This is a genomic window from Aeromonas sp. D3, assembly GCF_027705025.1.
GTDB classification, from domain to species: Bacteria; Pseudomonadota; Gammaproteobacteria; order Enterobacterales; family Aeromonadaceae; genus Aeromonas; species Aeromonas salmonicida.
On the sequence record NZ_JAPDBE010000003.1, the window covers coordinates 69,747 to 85,870 of the forward strand.

14 protein-coding genes are annotated in these 16,124 nt (G+C 64.2%); 12 read left to right on the forward strand and 2 right to left on the reverse strand.

The window, feature by feature from the left end:
* Nucleotides 1-128: 128 nt before the first annotated feature.
* Complete coding sequence (locus OKC28_RS03185; protein WP_265432729.1) at nucleotides 129-764, forward strand: murein L,D-transpeptidase catalytic domain family protein; 636 nt, start codon at nucleotides 129-131, stop codon at nucleotides 762-764.
* Nucleotides 765-831: 67 nt separating this feature from the next.
* Here OKC28_RS03185 and OKC28_RS03190 read toward each other — a convergent pair whose 3' ends face one another.
* Nucleotides 832-1,260, reverse strand: coding sequence for a universal stress protein (locus OKC28_RS03190; RefSeq protein ID WP_270687331.1), 429 nt, complete (start codon nucleotides 1,258-1,260; stop codon nucleotides 832-834).
* 208 nt (nucleotides 1,261-1,468) lie between these two features.
* Here OKC28_RS03190 and OKC28_RS03195 point away from each other — a divergent pair, with 208 nt between their 5' ends.
* Complete coding sequence (locus OKC28_RS03195; protein WP_212538882.1) at nucleotides 1,469-2,206, forward strand: substrate-binding periplasmic protein; 738 nt, start codon at nucleotides 1,469-1,471, stop codon at nucleotides 2,204-2,206.
* Between the two features lie 5 nt (nucleotides 2,207-2,211).
* On the opposite strand, the gene OKC28_RS03200 is transcribed toward OKC28_RS03195, so the two are convergent.
* Nucleotides 2,212-2,736 (reverse strand): RNA methyltransferase, encoded by a 525-nt coding sequence (locus OKC28_RS03200; protein WP_270687335.1) that lies wholly within the window; start codon nucleotides 2,734-2,736, stop codon nucleotides 2,212-2,214.
* Nucleotides 2,737-3,071: 335 nt separating this feature from the next.
* Between OKC28_RS03200 and OKC28_RS03205 the strand changes: the two genes are divergently transcribed.
* The 10 genes from OKC28_RS03205 to OKC28_RS03250 all read left to right on the forward strand — a co-directional run bounded on the left by OKC28_RS03205 (nucleotide 3,072) and on the right by OKC28_RS03250 (nucleotide 16,070).
* A complete protein-coding gene (locus tag OKC28_RS03205) occupies nucleotides 3,072-5,729 on the forward strand; it encodes a nitrate reductase (protein WP_270687337.1) in 2,658 nt (885 codons plus the stop codon).
* 30 nt (nucleotides 5,730-5,759) lie between these two features.
* A complete protein-coding gene (cobA, locus tag OKC28_RS03210; protein ID WP_270687339.1) occupies nucleotides 5,760-6,518 on the forward strand; it encodes a uroporphyrinogen-III C-methyltransferase in 759 nt (252 codons plus the stop codon).
* A 128-nt stretch (nucleotides 6,519-6,646) separates the two neighbouring features.
* On the forward strand, nucleotides 6,647-7,231 hold the full coding sequence (locus tag OKC28_RS03215) for an ANTAR domain-containing response regulator (RefSeq protein ID WP_270687341.1): 585 nt from the start codon (nucleotides 6,647-6,649) through the stop codon (nucleotides 7,229-7,231).
* A gap of 290 nt (nucleotides 7,232-7,521) precedes the next feature.
* Entirely contained in the window at nucleotides 7,522-8,880 is a 1,359-nt protein-coding gene (locus OKC28_RS03220; RefSeq protein ID WP_270687343.1) for a CmpA/NrtA family ABC transporter substrate-binding protein, read from the forward strand.
* Nucleotides 8,881-8,894: 14 nt separating this feature from the next.
* Nucleotides 8,895-9,854, forward strand: coding sequence for an ABC transporter permease (locus OKC28_RS03225; RefSeq protein WP_270687345.1), 960 nt, complete (start codon nucleotides 8,895-8,897; stop codon nucleotides 9,852-9,854).
* A gap of 31 nt (nucleotides 9,855-9,885) precedes the next feature.
* Complete coding sequence (locus OKC28_RS03230) at nucleotides 9,886-10,707, forward strand: ABC transporter ATP-binding protein (RefSeq protein WP_212538886.1); 822 nt, start codon at nucleotides 9,886-9,888, stop codon at nucleotides 10,705-10,707.
* A gap of 78 nt (nucleotides 10,708-10,785) precedes the next feature.
* Nucleotides 10,786-13,320: a nitrite reductase large subunit NirB gene (gene nirB, locus OKC28_RS03235; protein ID WP_442865737.1), complete on the forward strand. Its 2,535-nt coding sequence runs from the start codon at nucleotides 10,786-10,788 to the stop codon at nucleotides 13,318-13,320.
* A 47-nt stretch (nucleotides 13,321-13,367) separates the two neighbouring features.
* A complete protein-coding gene (nirD, locus tag OKC28_RS03240) occupies nucleotides 13,368-13,790 on the forward strand; it encodes a nitrite reductase small subunit NirD (protein ID WP_270687351.1) in 423 nt (140 codons plus the stop codon).
* A gap of 286 nt (nucleotides 13,791-14,076) precedes the next feature.
* Nucleotides 14,077-15,168: a PfkB family carbohydrate kinase gene (locus tag OKC28_RS03245; RefSeq protein WP_270687354.1), complete on the forward strand. Its 1,092-nt coding sequence runs from the start codon at nucleotides 14,077-14,079 to the stop codon at nucleotides 15,166-15,168.
* On the forward strand, nucleotides 15,162-16,070 hold the full coding sequence (locus OKC28_RS03250) for a pseudouridine-5'-phosphate glycosidase (protein ID WP_005317829.1): 909 nt from the start codon (nucleotides 15,162-15,164) through the stop codon (nucleotides 16,068-16,070). Before OKC28_RS03245 ends, OKC28_RS03250 begins: the two co-directional genes overlap by 7 nt.
* Nucleotides 16,071-16,124: the final 54 nt, after the last annotated feature.

A 16,124-nucleotide genomic window follows, 5' to 3' on the forward strand; every position in this document is an offset into this window, starting at 1 on the left:
GCCGACCATGGTCGGCATTTTTGTGCTTTTTTCTTGCGCCCCATCAGGGGCTTGCATATAACTATCCAGCAGGCTGTGGCGATATTTTGCACACTGCGCTACCAACAAAAACGGGAGCAGATTCAAGGATGAAGCAAACAGATTGGATAAAGCGATTTGGTGCGCTCTGGTTGAGCTTGCCGCTCCTGTTCGGAGCGATCTGTTTCAGTGCCAGCAGCCACGCCAGTTGGGATCAGGATCTCTATCGTCAGCTTGGGTTGGCAGGCAAGCTCGACAAGCAGGTGTTTCGCAAGGCCATCGACAGTTACCAGAGCGTGCGCCACAAGGGCAAACCCATCCTCACCATCATCGATTACACCAAGCCCTCGACTCAGCGCCGACTGTTCGTGATCGACGTAAAACGCCACAAGTTGCTCTACCACACCTGGGTCAGCCATGGTCGCAATTCAGGTGAGCTGGCCGCTCGCCAGTTTTCCAATCAGCTGAATTCCAGGCAGAGTTCCCTCGGTGTCTATCGCACCGCCGAGACCTATCAGGGAAAGCACGGCTATTCACTGCGTCTCGATGGCCTGAGCCCGGGCAAGAACTGCAATGCCCGCAAGCGGGCAATTGTGGTGCACGGGGCCAGCTATGCCAGCCCGCAGCATCTGCGCAAATATGACAAACTGGGTCGCAGTTGGGGCTGCCCTGCGCTGCCCAAGGAGCTGTCCAGAGCCATCATAGACACCATCAAGGGTGGCAGCGTCATCTACGCCCACGGTTGAGCGCGTTTCTGAAAGAGATAAGGCCAGCAGAGTGCTGGCCTTGGTTCGTTGATTGGCGATGGAAGGGTTAGCGGACAACCAGCACGGGGCAGGGTGCGTGGCGTACCACTGACTCGGCGACACTGCCCACCAGCAGGTGGCTGAGGCCGGAACGGCCATGGCTGCCCATGACCACGAGATCAACCTTCTCCTCTTTTGCCTGAATGACGATTTCGTCGGCGGCGCGGCCGAAGCGTACTTCGAAGCTGGCCGCAATGGGCAGGGTGGCAACCAGCTCTTTCAACTGGGTCTTGGCCTGGCGTTCCATTTCGTGGGTGATCTCGATGGCGGTCATGTGCAGGATTTTGTAGCTGTCGAAACCATGCAATTGATCCACCACATGGATCAGCTTGAGCTCGGCCTGATGGCTCTGGGCCATGAACACCGCATAGTCGAGCACTGACTGGGACATCTGGGAAAAATCGACGGGGCAGAGCAGGGTTTTGATGGATGGCATATGAAGGCTCCCCTATGGTTAGGTTACTAATGAATCTTATTGTCAATAATACCCATTCAGAGGGCAATAACCCTCGACTCGCTCGCAAAACAGGGAAAAAGAGGTGATTCGGTTCGAGATCCCCATATCATGTGGTATGGCTTTGGTGTACTCATCGCGCAGGCTGATCCGCCCGATAAGCGCATCGCCACCGAGGAAATTGTGAATCATGGTTCGTCTGCTGCTTTCGTTGCTGTTTCTCTTGTTCTGCTTGCCTGGCAGGGCCGACCCTTTGCATGTCTATTGCGATGACTGGCCCGGTTTCTGCCAGCCCGATGGGCGGGGCATCTATCTGGATATCGTCGGTGCCATCTATCAGCCCCATGGCTATGAGGTCGTCCCGCACATAGTGCCCTACAAGCGGGCGCTGGCGGTGGTGGCGCAGAAGGGGGGCGACATGGCGATGGGGGTCTATCGGGACGAGGTCAACGGCGTACGCCAGCCGGATTATCCCGCCTCTGCCGACGATCTGACTGTGCTGATGCTCAAGAAGTGGCAACCTCAGTGGCTGGGTGAAAACAGTCTGAAAGGGCAGGGGGTGCTGTGGCTGCGGGGCTGGGCCTTCGACAAGTACATCCCTGTCTCCATGCGCTGGCACGAGATTGACAGCCACGACATGGCGTTGCAACTGCTGGCCAAGGAGCGTTACCGCTACTACCTGACCGCCGGTGTGCTCTATTCAGCCGACTCCATTCCCGCCAACATGAATCGTACCTTCCTGCGCTGGATCCCGACCTACCCCATCTTTGCCGATACCGAGCAGGGGGCGCGCCTGCAGCAACTCTGGGATCAGGGCATGGTGCGCCTGATCCGCAGCGGCACCCTGGCCGAGATCTATCGACGTTATCAACTCCATGATTACTATCGCGGTTTTATCAAGGAGCTGGAGCAGCGGGTGCAGAAGTAACCCTGTTATGGCTGAGGTGCGTCTTGCCCGGCCCTCAGGCGTTTGGCCAGCCGGTCATAGAGGATCACATTGACCGAGGCGGCCAGGTTCATGCAGCCCTGGGTCGGGACATAGATCACCTCCTTCACCGCCGCGAAGCGGGCGGGATCCAGGGTGCCATCCTCGGGGCCGAAGATGTAGAAGGCACGTTCAGGGTGGACATAATCCGGTAACGAGGTGGCCCCCTCGATAAGATCCACCAGCACAGGGGTGCAGCCGGTCGGCACAAAGTCCAGCAGAGCCTCGACCCCGAGCAAGGGGATCTTGTCCACCATCTGCTTGGTATCGGTAGCAAAACGGCGTGCCAGCTCGAAGCGGTTGCCCGTGTAGTAGACCTCGTCCGCCCCGTAGCAACCGGCGGCACGCATCACGGCCCCCACGTTCTCCGGTGACTTGGGATTGACCAGTCCGATGCAGCAATACGGGGATGCGTCCTCTTTTGGTGACTGTGGATTGGTTTGTCCCTCACAGCCGTAATCCGACTCTTTCATCTCTCTCTCCTCTGTGGCGGCCGCATTATACCCCTGGCTCGTACTTTGCCCATGGAATGCGTGCCGATGCCTGCAGGAGGGCTCCTGCATCTTGCCTGGCGGGGCCCAACAAGGGGGCAGCTGCACCGTCCCGGCGCAACCTTGCCTGTGTGGTCGCAGTGGCACTGGGGCTGACATCTTGGCGCAGGGTTTGCAGTTATCTGTCATGACAAGATGATTTCGGCTTATCTGGACAAAGGCGTCCGTCCCCATCAGGGGCGGACGCCTTTTTTGTGGGCCACGGCAAGGAGGCGACCCGCGACTGGACGGGCTGCCTGGCGACAAGGAGCGAGGGAATGAACACCACCTGTGCCTATTGTGGAGTAGGGTGCGGTATCCGGCTGAGCCGGGAGGGCGCGAGCTGGCAGCTGAAGGGGGATGAACAGCATCCGGCCAACGCGGGGGCCCTCTGCGTCAAAGGGGCCAGTCTGCTGGAGAGTCTGGATTTTCCCGACCGCCTGCTCTATCCGCGCTGGCAGGGGCAGCGCATCGGCTGGGACCAGGCGCTCGATACCCTGGCCAGCCGTTTTACCGCCATATTGGCCGAATCCGGGCCTGCGGCCATCGGCATCTACCTCTCGGGGCAGCTCACTACCGAGGATTACTATGTCGCCAACAAATTGATGAAGGGTTATCTGGGCAGTGCCAACGTGGATACCAACTCCCGGCTCTGCATGTCATCGGCGGTGGTGGCTCATCAGCGCGCCTTCGGCGAGGATCTGGTGCCCGCCTGCTACGAGGATCTCGAGCTGGCGGATCTGGTGGTGATCACGGGGGCCAACACCGCCTGGACCCACCCTGTGCTGTTTCGCCGCCTGCAACAGGCTCGGGCGCGGCGGCCCGAGCTCAAGCTGGTGGTGCTGGACCCCCGTCACACCATGACGGCGGAGCAGGGGGATCTGCATCTGGCCCTCAAGCCCGGCAGTGATGTGGCGCTGTGGAATGGCCTCTGTCGCTATCTGCTCGATCACGATGGCTGGGACAAGGATTACGTGGCGCGCCATGTGAGCGGCTTTGCCGAGCTGGCTGCGGCGCTGGACGACCCGGCCTGGCAGCTGGAGGCGGTGGCCCGAAGCTGCGATCTGGCGCCAGGGGATCTGCTCGGCTTCTACCAGCTGTTTGCCCGCACCCCCAGGACAGTCACCCTCTTTTGTCAGGGGATCAACCAGTCCAATCAGGGGGTGGACAAGGCCAACGCCATCATCAACGCCCACTTGCTGTGCGGGCGCATCGGCAAGCCGGGGGCAGCCCCCTTCTCCATGACGGGGCAACCGAATGCCATGGGCGGGCGTGAGGTGGGCGGGCTGGCAACCCAGCTGGCGGCCCACATGGGCTTTGGCGAGGTCGAGCGCGACCGGGTGCAGCGCTTCTGGCAGAGCCCGACCATGGTGAGCGGGCCGGGTCACAAGGCAGTGGCCTTGTTCGAGGCGGTGGCGCGAGGGGAGATACGTGCGCTATGGGTGCTCGGCACCAACCCGGCTGTCTCCCTGCCCGATGGCAACCGGGTGCGCGACGCATTGGCCCGCTGCGAGCTGCTGGTGGTCTCCGAAGTGACGGCGGACACGGACACGGCACGGCTGGCCCACCTGCTGCTGCCCGCCGCCGCCTGGGGGGAGAAGAGCGGCACAGTCACCAACTCCGAGCGCACCATCAGCCGCCAGCGCGCCTTCCTGCCTCTGCCGGGGGAGGCCAGGCCCGACTGGTGGGCGCTGACCCAGCTGGCCCGCCGGCTCGGCTTTGGCGAGGGCTTTGCCTATGAGGATGAGCACGACATCTTCAGCGAACACGCAGCCCTGTCGGGGTTTGAGAACGAGGGGGCCCGCCAGTTCGACATCTCGGGGCTGGCCCGCCTCAGTCGGGCCGAGTTCGAGGCGCTGGAGCCCCTGAGCTGGCCGGTCAACGCCGCCTGGCCCAGTGGCCGCGCCCGCCTGTTCGAGGATGGGGTCTTCTCCACGCCGGATGGGCGGGCCCGTCTGCTGCCGCTGGCCCAGCACTTTCCCCCCGAACCTGTCGTCGTTGCTGCGCCGGCGGGGGCCATCCCCCCGCGGCTCCACTCGTTGTTACTCGGCTCTTTGTTACTTAACACGGGCCGGCTGCGGGATCAGTGGCACACCATGACTCGCACCGGCCACGTGCCCCGCCTGCAGGAAGCCGAACCCTGGCCCAAGCTGCGGGTTGGCGCCGCCAGCCTGCTGGCGCTCGGGCTGGCCGAGGGAGATCTGGTGCGATTGAGCAATGATCTCGGTGAAGCGCGACTACTCGTCGGGGTGGATGAGGGGTTGAGGGAGGGGGACGCTTTCTTGCCCATGCACTGGACCGACAGCCAGTGCAGCCAGGGGGCGGTCAACCGCCTCATCGCCGCCGTGGTGGATCCCCTCTCGGGTCAGCCCATGTTCAAGCAGGGGCGGGTGATGGTCGAGCCGCAGCCGACCCGCTGGCAAGGGCTCTGGCTGGGTCAGCAGCCCTGGGGGGAGGCGGTGGATTGGTGGGCCAGGCGCCCCCTGCCCGAAGGCAACTGCACCCTGCTGGCCTCCTGGTCGGAGGGGCCGCAGGCGCTGTGGCAGCGGCTGGGAGCGGCGGGCCGCTGGCTGCGGCTGCCGCTCAAACAGGGCTGGCTTGCGGTTGCGCTGGCGCAGGATCGCATCGACGGCCTGCTGCTGGTGGGGGAGCGGCGCCCTGACATCAAGGTCGATCTGCTGGCCAGCCTGCTCGGTACGCCCTTGCAGGCGGGGGCCCTGAGCCAGACCCTGAGCGCGGCCCTGGCCGGAGATAGTCGACTGGTCTGCTCCTGTCTGCGGGTGTCGGAGCAGCGCATCGTCGACGCCATCACCCGGCAGGGGGTGAGCGAGCTGGCGGGGCTGCAGGCCTTGCTCGGCTGTGGCAGCAATTGCGGCACCTGTCTGCCAGAGATCGACAAGCTGTTGATCAAGCATGTTTTTATAGCCTCCGTCTGAGGACGTGGGCGGCAACACAAGGAGTCTGTGATGAGCCAAATCAGTCTGGTAGGGGCCGGTCCCGGCCCGCTCGAATTGTTGACCCTGCGCGCCCTGCAACGGCTGGAGGCGGCGGAGGTGGTGATCTATGACCGTCTGGTGGGGAGCGAGATCCTGGCCCGCATTCCCAAGGGGGCTGCCCGTTTCGATGTGGGCAAGCGCTGCGGCGAGCCGAGTCCGAGCCAGGATCAGATCAACGCCCTGCTGTTGGCGCTGGCCCGTACCGGCAAGCGGGTGGTGCGACTCAAGGGAGGGGATCCTCTGGTGTTTGGCCGGGGCGGGGAGGAGGCGCTGCACCTGGCCCGCCACGGTATCGCCGCCGAGCTGGTGCCCGGCATCACGGCGGCGCTGGGTTGCGCCGCCAGCTGCCTGATCCCCCTGACCCACAGGGGGCTGGCCCGCTCCCTGACCCTGGTGACGGGTCATCTGATGGAGGAGGGCGACTATCAGGGTTGGCAGGGGCTGACACGGGCCGGCCACACCCTGGTATTTTACATGGGGCTGGAGCGGGCGGCCCGGATCCGGCAGGGATTGCTGGCGGCCGGTGCCTCGCCGGATCTGCCGGTGGCGCTGGTGGTGGCCGGTTGCAGCCCGCAGCAGCAGGTTCATGAGACCCGGTTGGCCATGCTGGCAGAGGCTGCAGTGACACTGGCCGGACAGAGTCCCGTGCTGATGATCATGGGGGAGGTGGTGAGCCTGCGCAGCGAGCTGAACGCCCTGCTGAACCTGGCGCTGGATCGGGTGGCCTGAGTACCTACCTCCACTACCTCCAGATAGATAAAAAGGGGGTAGATTCAAATAGTTGGCCTTCATGTTGCGTCATCTGTGGTGGACACGCAGCGACAGACAAGCTGCGACAGCCGTTGGCAAGGAGCGCCATGACTACTCTTCCCTCAGGGGGCCGTGCCGGCCCCCCTTCCCGCCTGATGATCCACGCCGATGAGCCGAGTCAGGCCAACCGTCTGGCCCTGCTGGTCAGCCACTACGGCCATCAGCCGCAGATCCTGGACAGTCGCCAACTGCTGAGCCCGAACGGGCAGGGGGATGCCCTGCTCATCAGCAGTCGCCAGTTTGGCGCCGAGGTGCGACTCGGTCTCTCTCTCTGGCCCGGGTTGCCACGCCTGCTGTTTTGCGAACGGATCGGCCCCGAGCGTCAGGTCACCTTGTTGCAGCAGGGGGTGCTGCTGGTGCCCCACCCGTGTGGCGAGCGGGAGCCGGTCGAGCAGTGGCTGCGGCTGGCCCGCAGCCAGCTGGCCATGGTGCAGGCGCTGGCGCAGACCGAGAGTGAACTGCGCCAACAGCTGGTGGATCGGCGGTTGGTCGAGCAGGCCAAGGGGCGACTGATGCGTCATCAGGGGCTGGACGAGGAGCAGGCCTACCGCCTGATGCGCAGCACTGCCATGAACCGGCACCTGAGCCTGGGGGAGCTGGCTCGGCAACTGCTGCTGGCCCTGCCTGCCTGAGCGCCCCCGTGGCCAACCGTTTTGGTGCAACTGCGCCTAATTGAGGCAAACGAGGGGAGAAACAGGGAGGAAAGAGGCAGGATAGAGCCAGTTTCTGTGGCTTGGCCAATTTGGCACGGAAAGTGAATTAGTCAACATACAAGGAGTGATGGTGCCCATGGGCCCGTCACTCGCAACAGGGCAAAGAGGCCTCACCGATCCCGGATCGGTGAGGCTTTTTTTTTGGTCGCAACCCTGCAACGGCGCAGGGGAGTGGCCGTCCATGACTGTGATGTGAGCGAGGAAGGTGAATGAACAAGAGACAAGGATGTGCGGGTCTGCTGCTGGCCCTGCTGTCACTGCCGACGCTGGCGGCAGTGGGGGCTCCCGAGCAGGAGGAGCTCAAACTGGGCTTCATCAAGCTGACCGACATGGCACCGCTGGCGGTGGCCTATGAGCGCGGCTATTTCGAGGATGAGGGGCTCTACGTCACTCTGGAGGCCCAGGCGAACTGGAAGGTGCTGCTGGATCGGGTGATCGACGGCGAGCTGGACGGTGCCCAGATGCTGGCGGGTCAGCCGCTGGCTGCCCATGTCGGCATAGGCACTCAGGCCGAGCTGGTGACGGCGTTCGCCATGGATCTCAACGGCAACGCCATCACGGTCGCCAACCCTGTGTGGGCTGCCATGCAACCCCACCTGCCCAAGGCGGTGGCGGGTCAGGTGCCGGCTCCCGTGAGCGCTGCTGCGCTCAAACCCGTGGTGGCTCAATACCGGCAGGCGGGCAAGTCGTTCAACATGGGAATGGTGTTCCCCGTCTCCCCCCACAACTACGAGCTCAGATACTGGCTGGCGGCCGGCGGGCTGAACCCCGGCTTCTATGCCCCCGCCCTCGGCGACAGCTCGGGTCAGCGCCAGGCGGACGTACTGCTGTCGGTCACGCCGCCACCCCAGATGCCCGCCACCCTGGAGGCGGGCACCATAGCGGGCTACAGCGTGGGAGAACCCTGGAACCAGCAGGCGGTTGCCATGGGCATAGGGGTGCCCGTCATCACCGACTACGAGATCTGGCGCAACAACCCGGAGAAGGTGTTCGGCGTTACCCGCCAGTGGGCCGAGCGCCATCCCAATACTCACATACGGTTGGTGAAGGCGCTGCTGCGGGCGGCCTGGTGGCTGGATGCCGAGCAGAACGGCAACCGGCGCGAGGCGGCCAAGCTGCTGGCCAAACCCGAGTACGTGGGGGCCGACGAGCAGGTGATTGCGAGCTCCATGACGGGCACCTTCGAGTACGGGAAAGGGGACAAGCGCAGCCTGCCGGACTTTAACGTCTTCTTCCGCCACCACGCCACCTATCCCTACTACTCGGATGCCATCTGGTATCTGACCCAGATGCGGCGCTGGGGCCAGATCCCGACGGCCAAACCGGATGCCTGGTTCGAGCAGATCGCCAAGGCCGTCTATCAACCCGAGGTCTACCGCCTAGCGGCTGAGGCGCTGATCGCAGAGGGCAAGTTCAGGGCGCAGGACTTCCCCGATTTTGCCAGCGAACAGGGCTATCGGGGCCCGCAGGATGGTTTCATCGACGGCCTCATCTACGACGGACGCCATCCCAATACCTACCTGCAACAGTTTGCCATTGGCCTCAAGGGCGATGAGCGGGTGCAATGAACAAGGAGTTTCCGATGAAACGACACAAGTGGCCACTCATCAATTGGAAAGCCATCAACTGGAAAGTCATGGTGCAGCCCCTGCTCGGCGTGCTGCTGTTCCTCGGCCTCTGGCAGTGGGGGGCGAGTCAGATACAGACCAGTCTGGGCACCCTGCCCGGGCCGCTTGCGACCGCCAGCCAGCTCTGGTCGCTGGGGCAGGAGCATGTGCAGGAGCGGGAGAAGGCAAGCGCCTTCCTCGAGCGTCAGCGGGTGCGCAATGCCGAGCGGCTGGCGGCGGATCCGGCGGCCGAGGTGAAGCTGCGCCCCTATACCGGGCGCCCCACCTTCTTCGATCAGATAGCCACCAGCCTGCTCACTGTGCTGTGCGGCTTCGGGCTGGCCAGCCTGATCGCCATTCCGTGCGGCGTGCTGCTCGGCATGAATCAGGGACTCTACCGCGCCGCCAATCCGGTGATCCAGCTGCTCAAACCCGTGTCGCCCCTGGCCTGGCTGCCGCTCATTACCCTGGTGGTGAGCGCGCTCTACACCAGCTCTGTGCCCTGGCTCGCCAAGTCTTTCGTCACCTCGGCGCTGACGGTGACCCTCTGCTCCCTCTGGCCGACCCTGATCAACACGGCGGTCGGGGTGGCGGGGCTGGACAGGGATCTGCACAACGTCAGCCGGGTGTTGCGGCTCTCTTTCCTGACCCATGTGCGCCGCATAGTGCTGCCCTCGGCCCTGCCCATGATCTTCACCGGGCTGCGGTTGTCCCTCGGGGTGGCCTGGATGGTGCTGATCGCGGCCGAGATGCTGGCCCAGAACCCCGGGCTCGGCAAGTTCGTGTGGGATGAGTTCCAGAGCGGCGGCTCGGCCTCCCTGGCCCGCATCATGGTGGCCGTGGTCACCATAGGCCTCATCGGCTGCGGTCTGGACAGGGGCATGCTGGCCCTGCAGCAGTGGTTGTCCTGGGACAAGCGTCAGGTGCTGCGTTAATCACATTTCTATTCAGGCAGGAGAAGAGCCAATGAAGAGTTATCTGGAGATAAGCGACGTCGGCATCTCGTTCGAGACGGAGCAGGGTAGCTTCGAGGCCCTCAGCCGGGTCAACCTGCGCATCGAGAAGGGGGAGTTCGTCTCCCTCATAGGTCACTCAGGTTGCGGCAAGAGCACTGTGCTCAACCTGGTGGCCGGGCTGCTGGAGCCAACCCTTGGCGGCATCATCCTCGATGGCCGCGAGGTGGCGGGGCCAGGGCCCGAGCGGGCCATGGTGTTCCAGAACCACGCCCTGCTGCCCTGGCTCAGCGTCCAGCAGAACGTGGCGCTGGCGGTGGGGCAGGTTGAGCCGAACCGGCGGGCGGTGGCGGAGCGGGTCGATTATTACCTCTCTCTGGTGCAGATGGATCACGCCAGCCAGAAGATGCCCCACGAGCTGTCGGGCGGCATGAAGCAGCGGGTCGGCATCGCCCGCGCCCTGTCGCTTTCCCCCAAAGTGCTGCTGATGGACGAGCCGTTCGGCGCCCTCGATGCCCTGACCCGGGCCCATCTGCAGGACGCGCTGATGGCCATTCAGGCGGAGCTTGGCAATACCGTCATCATGATTACCCACGACGTGGACGAGGCTGTGCTGCTCTCCGATCGCATCTGCATGATGACCAATGGCCCCGCCGCCACCGTCGGGGAGATCCTGACAGTGGACTTGCCAAGGCCCAGAGACAGGGTCGCCCTGGCGGACGATGGTCACTATCACAAGCTGCGCCAGCAGGTGCTGCGCTTCCTCTACGAGAAGCAGCGCAAGGTGACCCCGCTCAAGGCGGCCGAGAAAGTGCGCAGCAAGCTGCGCGCCTGAGCCCAGACGGATTCAAGGAAGAGAGATATGGCTAACAAAGAGAAACTGCTGGTGGTGGGCAACGGTATGGATGATGAGATGGACCACCACTTGGTCGAATCGCCCGAGAGAGGTGAGAAGCAACGTCTGCTGGTGATCGGCAACGGCATGGTGGGCCACCACTTTATCGAGCAGCTGGTGGCGGCTGGCGGCCTTAACCGGTTCGAGGTGACGGTATTTGGTGCCGAGCCTGACTCTGCCTACGACAGGGTGCATCTGTCCGAGGTGTTCGGCGGCAAGGCGCCCGAGGCGCTGCAACTGGCGGATCCCGCCTGGTATGGGGCGCAAGGCATCGAACTGCGGCTGAGGGCCGAGGTGGAGGCGCTGGACAGAGCCGTTCGCACCTTGACGCTCGCCAACGGTGAGCAATTCCTTTACGACCGACTGGTGCTGGCGACCGGCTCAGTGCCCTTCGTGCCGCCCATTTCCGGATACCAGCGGGCGGGTTGCTTCGTCTATCGCACCCTGGGGGATCTTGCCGCCATTCGCGATGCCTGTGCCCAGGCCCGCAGCGGCGTGGTCATAGGCGGCGGCCTGCTGGGGCTGGAAGCGGCCAATGCCCTGCGCCTGCTCGGGCTCAAGACCCAGGTGGTGGAGTTTGCCCCGCGGCTGATGCCGGTGCAGCTCGATGACAACGGCGGCGCCGTGCTGCGGGACAAGATCCGGGCACTCGGAGTCGAGGTGCTGGTGGAGAAGGCCACAGAGTGCATCGAGGATGGGGAACAGGCCCGTCACCGGCTGAAGTTCAAGGATGGCAGCCATCTGGAGGCGGACGTGATCCTGTTCTCGGCGGGTATCTGCCCCGCCGACGGTTTGGCCCGTCAAGCCGGGCTGAGCGTTGGCGAGCGCGGCGGCATCTGCATCGACGAGGGCTGCCACAGCTCGGACCCCGCCATCCTCGCCATCGGCGAATGCGCGCTCTGGCAGGGGCGCATCTTCGGTCTGGTGGCCCCCGGTTACCAGATGGCCCGCGCCGCCGTGGCCAGCCTGTGCGGCGGCGAGACCCGTTTCGCCGGGGCTGACATGTCCACCAAGCTCAAGCTGATGGGGGTAGATGTGGGCTCCATCGGTGACGCCCACGCCAGCACGACCGGGGCCCAGGAGCTGCTCTTGCTGGACAGGGTCAACGGCATCTACAAGAAGCTGGTGACCGACGGCGAAGGGAGCCGCCTGCTCGGCGCCATCCTGGTGGGGGATGGAGCCGACTATGAGCGGCTGCTGCAGTACTACCAGAACGGGGTGGCGCTGCCCCAGCCGCCGCTATCCCTGCTGGTGGGGGAGGCGGGCGGCGCGGCGGCGCCCCTGGTGCTGCCAGACAGCGCCATCCTCTGCTCCTGCCACAACGTCAGCAAGGGCGCAGTGGTGGCAGCCGTCAAGGCGGGCAACCACGAGCTGGGGTCTGTGAAAAGCTGCACCAAAGCGGGCACCGGCTGCGGCGGCTGCAGCAACCTGCTCAAGCAGGTAGTGGATCAGACGCTGGCGGAGATTGGGGTCGAGGCGGACAAGGGGCTGTGCGAGCACTTCGCTTACAGCCGCCAGGAACTCTATCACCTGGCCCGGGTCGGCGAGCTGAAGAGCTTCGAGGCGCTGCGAGACAAGCACGGCAAGGGCTTTGGCTGCGACATCTGCAAGCCGACGGTCGCCTCCATACTGGCGTCGCTCTGGAACGAGCACGTGCTGGAGAAGCCCCACCGTGGCCTGCAGGATACCAACGATGCCTTCCTCGCCAACCTGCAAAAGGACGGTACCTACTCTGTGGTGCCGCGCATCCCCGGCGGTGAGATCACCCCGGATGGCCTCATTACCATAGGGGAGGTGGCACGCAAGTACGGGCTCTACACCAAGATCACGGGCGGCCAGCGCATCGACTTGTTCGGCGCCCGGCGCGATCAGCTGCCCGCCATCTGGGGCGAGCTGGTGGCGGCGGGCTTCGAGACAGGCCAGGCCTATGGCAAGTCGGTGCGCACCGTGAAGTCTTGCGTCGGTTCCACCTGGTGTCGCTACGGGGTGCAGGATTCCATGACTCTGACCCAGACTCTGGAGAACCGCTACAAGGGGCTGCGGGCGCCCCACAAGTTGAAGTTTGCGGTCTCCGGCTGCACCCGGGAGTGCGCCGAGGCCCAGAGCAAAGACATAGGCGTCATCGCCACCGAGCGGGGCTGGAACCTCTATGTGTGCGGCAACGGCGGTATGCGGCCGCGCCACGCCGACCTGTTTGCCACCGACCTCGATGAACAGACCCTGATCCGCTACATCGACCGGTTGCTGATGTTCTACGTGCGCACCGGGGACAGGCTGCAGCGCACCTCGGTCTGGATGGAGAGCATGGAGGGCGGGCTCGACTACCTCAAGTCGGTGATCATCGAGGACAGGCTCGGCATCGGCGCCGAGCTGGAGGCCATGATGGACGGCATAGTCGGCAGCTGGCAGTGCGAGTGGAAGAGTACGCTGGCGGATCCGGACAAGCTGAAGCTGTTCGAGGCCTTCGTCAACCAGCCGGAGGGGAACACGCCCCCCAGACGGGAGGAGCGGGGCCAATGGGTGCCGGCGATCAATATCAAGGAGGTGATATGAACGGGGCCAGTGGGTTGCAAACCAGCCATCAGCATCAAGGAGGTGATATGAGCGATGCCAACGAGAATGCAGGGCAGGAGACGCTGGGTGAACGGCAACAAGGGGCAGAGATGCACGGCGTCAGGGATGCGCTATTGCAGAGCGAGCATGGTGAGTGGCGGCGGGTATGTGCGATCTCGGCCCTGCCGGAGCAGGCGGGGCGCAGCGCCTGGCTGGATGGTCGCTCCCTGGCGCTGTTTCGGCTCGGCGAGCGAGTCTATGCGCTGGATGATCTTGATCCCCTGGCCGGTGTGGCCGTGCTGAGTCGGGGTTTGGTGGGGGATTGTGGTGGTGAGCCTGTGGTCGCCTCGCCCCTCTACAAGCAGCGCTATGCCCTGGCCGATGGCCGCTGTCTGGATGATCCAGCCCTGAGCGTCGCCTGCTGGCCGGTGCGGCTGGACGGCGGCGAGATCTGGGTGCAACTGGGCTGAGCGGGCTGCACATATCCCATTGAGGATCACCGGGCTTGCCCGGTGATGTTCTTGTTGCTGACCCGACATTACAAGCAGCGCTACGCCCTGATGGACGGTCGCTGTCTGGACTATCCGGTCCTGAGTATCGCGCGGCTGGGCTGAGTGCGCCGCACATATCCCATGAAGGATCACCGTGCTTGCCCGGTGATTTTTTGTGGCTGACCCGACATTTCTTGCACGAGAGTATGGCGGGAAAACGTTTTTCATAAATAATAGACAAACGTTTGTAAATGGATGTTTGTCTATGACTGAGCGTGAACAAGAGATCCTCGCCCTGCTGCGCCAGGATCCCATGATTGCCCAGCAGGAGCTGGCGGATCGCCTCGGCATCAGCCGCTCGGCGCTGGCGAGCCATATCTCCAGCCTGATGCGGCAGGGCTATGTGCAGGGGCGGGGCTATGTGCTGCGGGAAGGCCCCTACGCCGTGGTGATCGGCGGCGCCAATATGGATATCTGCGGCTGCAGTCATGACAACCTGCGCATCGGCGATTCCAACCCCGGCAAGGTGCGCACCTCCGCCGGCGGTGTGGGGCGCAACATAGCCGAGAACCTGGCACGGCTCGGTACCGACACCCGGCTGCTGACTGCGGTGGGCAACGACCAGTACGGTCATCATCTGCTGGAAGTGAGCCAGCGCGCCGGCGTTGACGTGCGCCAGGTGCTGGTGCTGGAGGGGCAGGCTACCTCCTGTTACCTCAGCCTGCACGATGGCAGCGGCGAGATGAGCTGCGCCGTCAACGACATGGCGATCATCGATCAACTGACACCGGCCCGGCTTACCCCGCTCACTGGTTTCCTTGGTGCGGCCCGGCTCTGGGTGCTCGACACCAACCTCGCCACCCACACCTTGGACTGGCTGTTCGAGCGCCAGGGTGAGCACATCATCTTCGTCGACACCGTTTCCGTGGCCAAGGTGGAGAAGATCCGCCCCTGGCTGCACCGGATCCACACCCTCAAGCCCAACCGCAGCGAGGCTGAGCAGCTGTGTGGCTTCACCATTGCCGGGCCCGATACCTGGCCCATGGCGGCAGCCTGGTTCCACCGCGCCGGGGTGCAGCGGCTGTTCCTGAGCCTCGGCGATCAGGGGATTTTCTACAGCGACGGAGAGTGCCAGGGCCATCTGCCCGTGCTCGGCAGCCCTGTCGTCAACGTGACCGGCGGTGGCGATGCCTTCATGGCAGGGCTGGCCCACGCCTGGTTGCAGGAGAGCGACATGACCGACACCACCTGTTTCGCCCTCGGCTGCGCCGCCCTCACCGTCAATTGTTCCGATACCGTCTTTTCCGGCCTATCCAAGGCCGCCGTTGAACGCATGCTGGAGGAGTACCCATGTTGAACGCTTACCTCGATATCCAACCTGAAGTCGCCGCTGCCCTGGCCGCCGGCAAACCTGTCGTTGCCCTGGAGTCCACCATCATCTCCCACGGCATGCCCTATCCGCAGAACGTGGAGACGGCGCGCCAGGTAGAGCAGGTGGTGCGCGACAACGGCGCCGTACCGGCCACCATCGCCATTCTGGATGGCCGCCTCAAGGTGGGGCTGGATGCGGGGGCGCTGGAGGCGCTGGGCCGGGCCGGTCACGACGCCACCAAGTGCAGCCGACGGGATATCCCCTTCGTGCTGGCGAACAAGGGGCTGGGCGCGACGACTGTGGCTTCTACCATGATCATTGCCGCCATGGCCGGTATCCGGGTGTTTGCCACCGGCGGTATCGGCGGCGTTCATCGCGGTGCCCAGGAGACCTTCGACATCTCGGCGGATCTGCAGGAGTTTGCCCAGACCCCGGTCGCCGTGGTGTGTGCTGGTGCCAAGTCGATCCTCGACATCGGCCTGACCCTGGAGTACCTGGAGACTCAGGGTGTGCCCGTCATCGGTTATCAGACCGAGGAGCTGCCCGCCTTCTACACCCGCGAGAGCGGCTTCAAGGTGGATTACCGCCTCGACACACCGGCGGCCATTGCCGAGGCGCTGCGTCTGAAGTGGGAGCTGGGACTGGCCGGTGGCGCCGTGGTCACCAACCCCATCCCGACCCAGTTCGCCATGCCCAAGGCCGACATAGATGCGGCCATCAAGCAGGCGTTGCAAGAGGCGGACGAGCAGGGAGTCAAGGGCAAGGCATCCACCCCCTTCCTGCTGGCGCGGGTGTGCGAGCTGACCGGCGGCAACTCGCTGGCGGCGAATATCCAGCTGGTGCTGAACAACGCCGCCCTGGGGGCGCGTATTGCCGCCAGCCTGTAACGACTCGCGGTGAATGAAAAAGAGGGCCTTTTGGCCCTCTTTTCTATTTCGGCG

Excerpts from the sequence above, each read along its gene's own strand:
- OKC28_RS03185 (WP_265432729.1), top strand. The coding sequence starts at position 129 with ATGAAGCAAACAGATTGGATAAAGCGATTTGGTGCGCTCTGGTTGAGC.
- OKC28_RS03190 (WP_270687331.1), bottom strand. The coding sequence starts at position 1,260 with ATGCCATCCATCAAAACCCTGCTCTGCCCCGTCGATTTTTCCCAGATG.
- OKC28_RS03195 (WP_212538882.1), top strand. The coding sequence starts at position 1,469 with ATGGTTCGTCTGCTGCTTTCGTTGCTGTTTCTCTTGTTCTGCTTGCCT.
- OKC28_RS03200 (WP_270687335.1), bottom strand. The coding sequence starts at position 2,736 with ATGAAAGAGTCGGATTACGGCTGTGAGGGACAAACCAATCCACAGTCA.
- OKC28_RS03205 (WP_270687337.1), top strand. The coding sequence starts at position 3,072 with ATGAACACCACCTGTGCCTATTGTGGAGTAGGGTGCGGTATCCGGCTG.
- cobA (WP_270687339.1), top strand. The coding sequence starts at position 5,760 with ATGAGCCAAATCAGTCTGGTAGGGGCCGGTCCCGGCCCGCTCGAATTG.
- OKC28_RS03215 (WP_270687341.1), top strand. The coding sequence starts at position 6,647 with ATGACTACTCTTCCCTCAGGGGGCCGTGCCGGCCCCCCTTCCCGCCTG.
- OKC28_RS03220 (WP_270687343.1), top strand. The coding sequence starts at position 7,522 with ATGAACAAGAGACAAGGATGTGCGGGTCTGCTGCTGGCCCTGCTGTCA.
- OKC28_RS03225 (WP_270687345.1), top strand. The coding sequence starts at position 8,895 with ATGAAACGACACAAGTGGCCACTCATCAATTGGAAAGCCATCAACTGG.
- OKC28_RS03230 (WP_212538886.1), top strand. The coding sequence starts at position 9,886 with ATGAAGAGTTATCTGGAGATAAGCGACGTCGGCATCTCGTTCGAGACG.
- nirB (WP_442865737.1), top strand. The coding sequence starts at position 10,786 with ATGGACCACCACTTGGTCGAATCGCCCGAGAGAGGTGAGAAGCAACGT.
- nirD (WP_270687351.1), top strand. The coding sequence starts at position 13,368 with ATGAGCGATGCCAACGAGAATGCAGGGCAGGAGACGCTGGGTGAACGG.
- OKC28_RS03245 (WP_270687354.1), top strand. The coding sequence starts at position 14,077 with ATGACTGAGCGTGAACAAGAGATCCTCGCCCTGCTGCGCCAGGATCCC.
- OKC28_RS03250 (WP_005317829.1), top strand. The coding sequence starts at position 15,162 with ATGTTGAACGCTTACCTCGATATCCAACCTGAAGTCGCCGCTGCCCTG.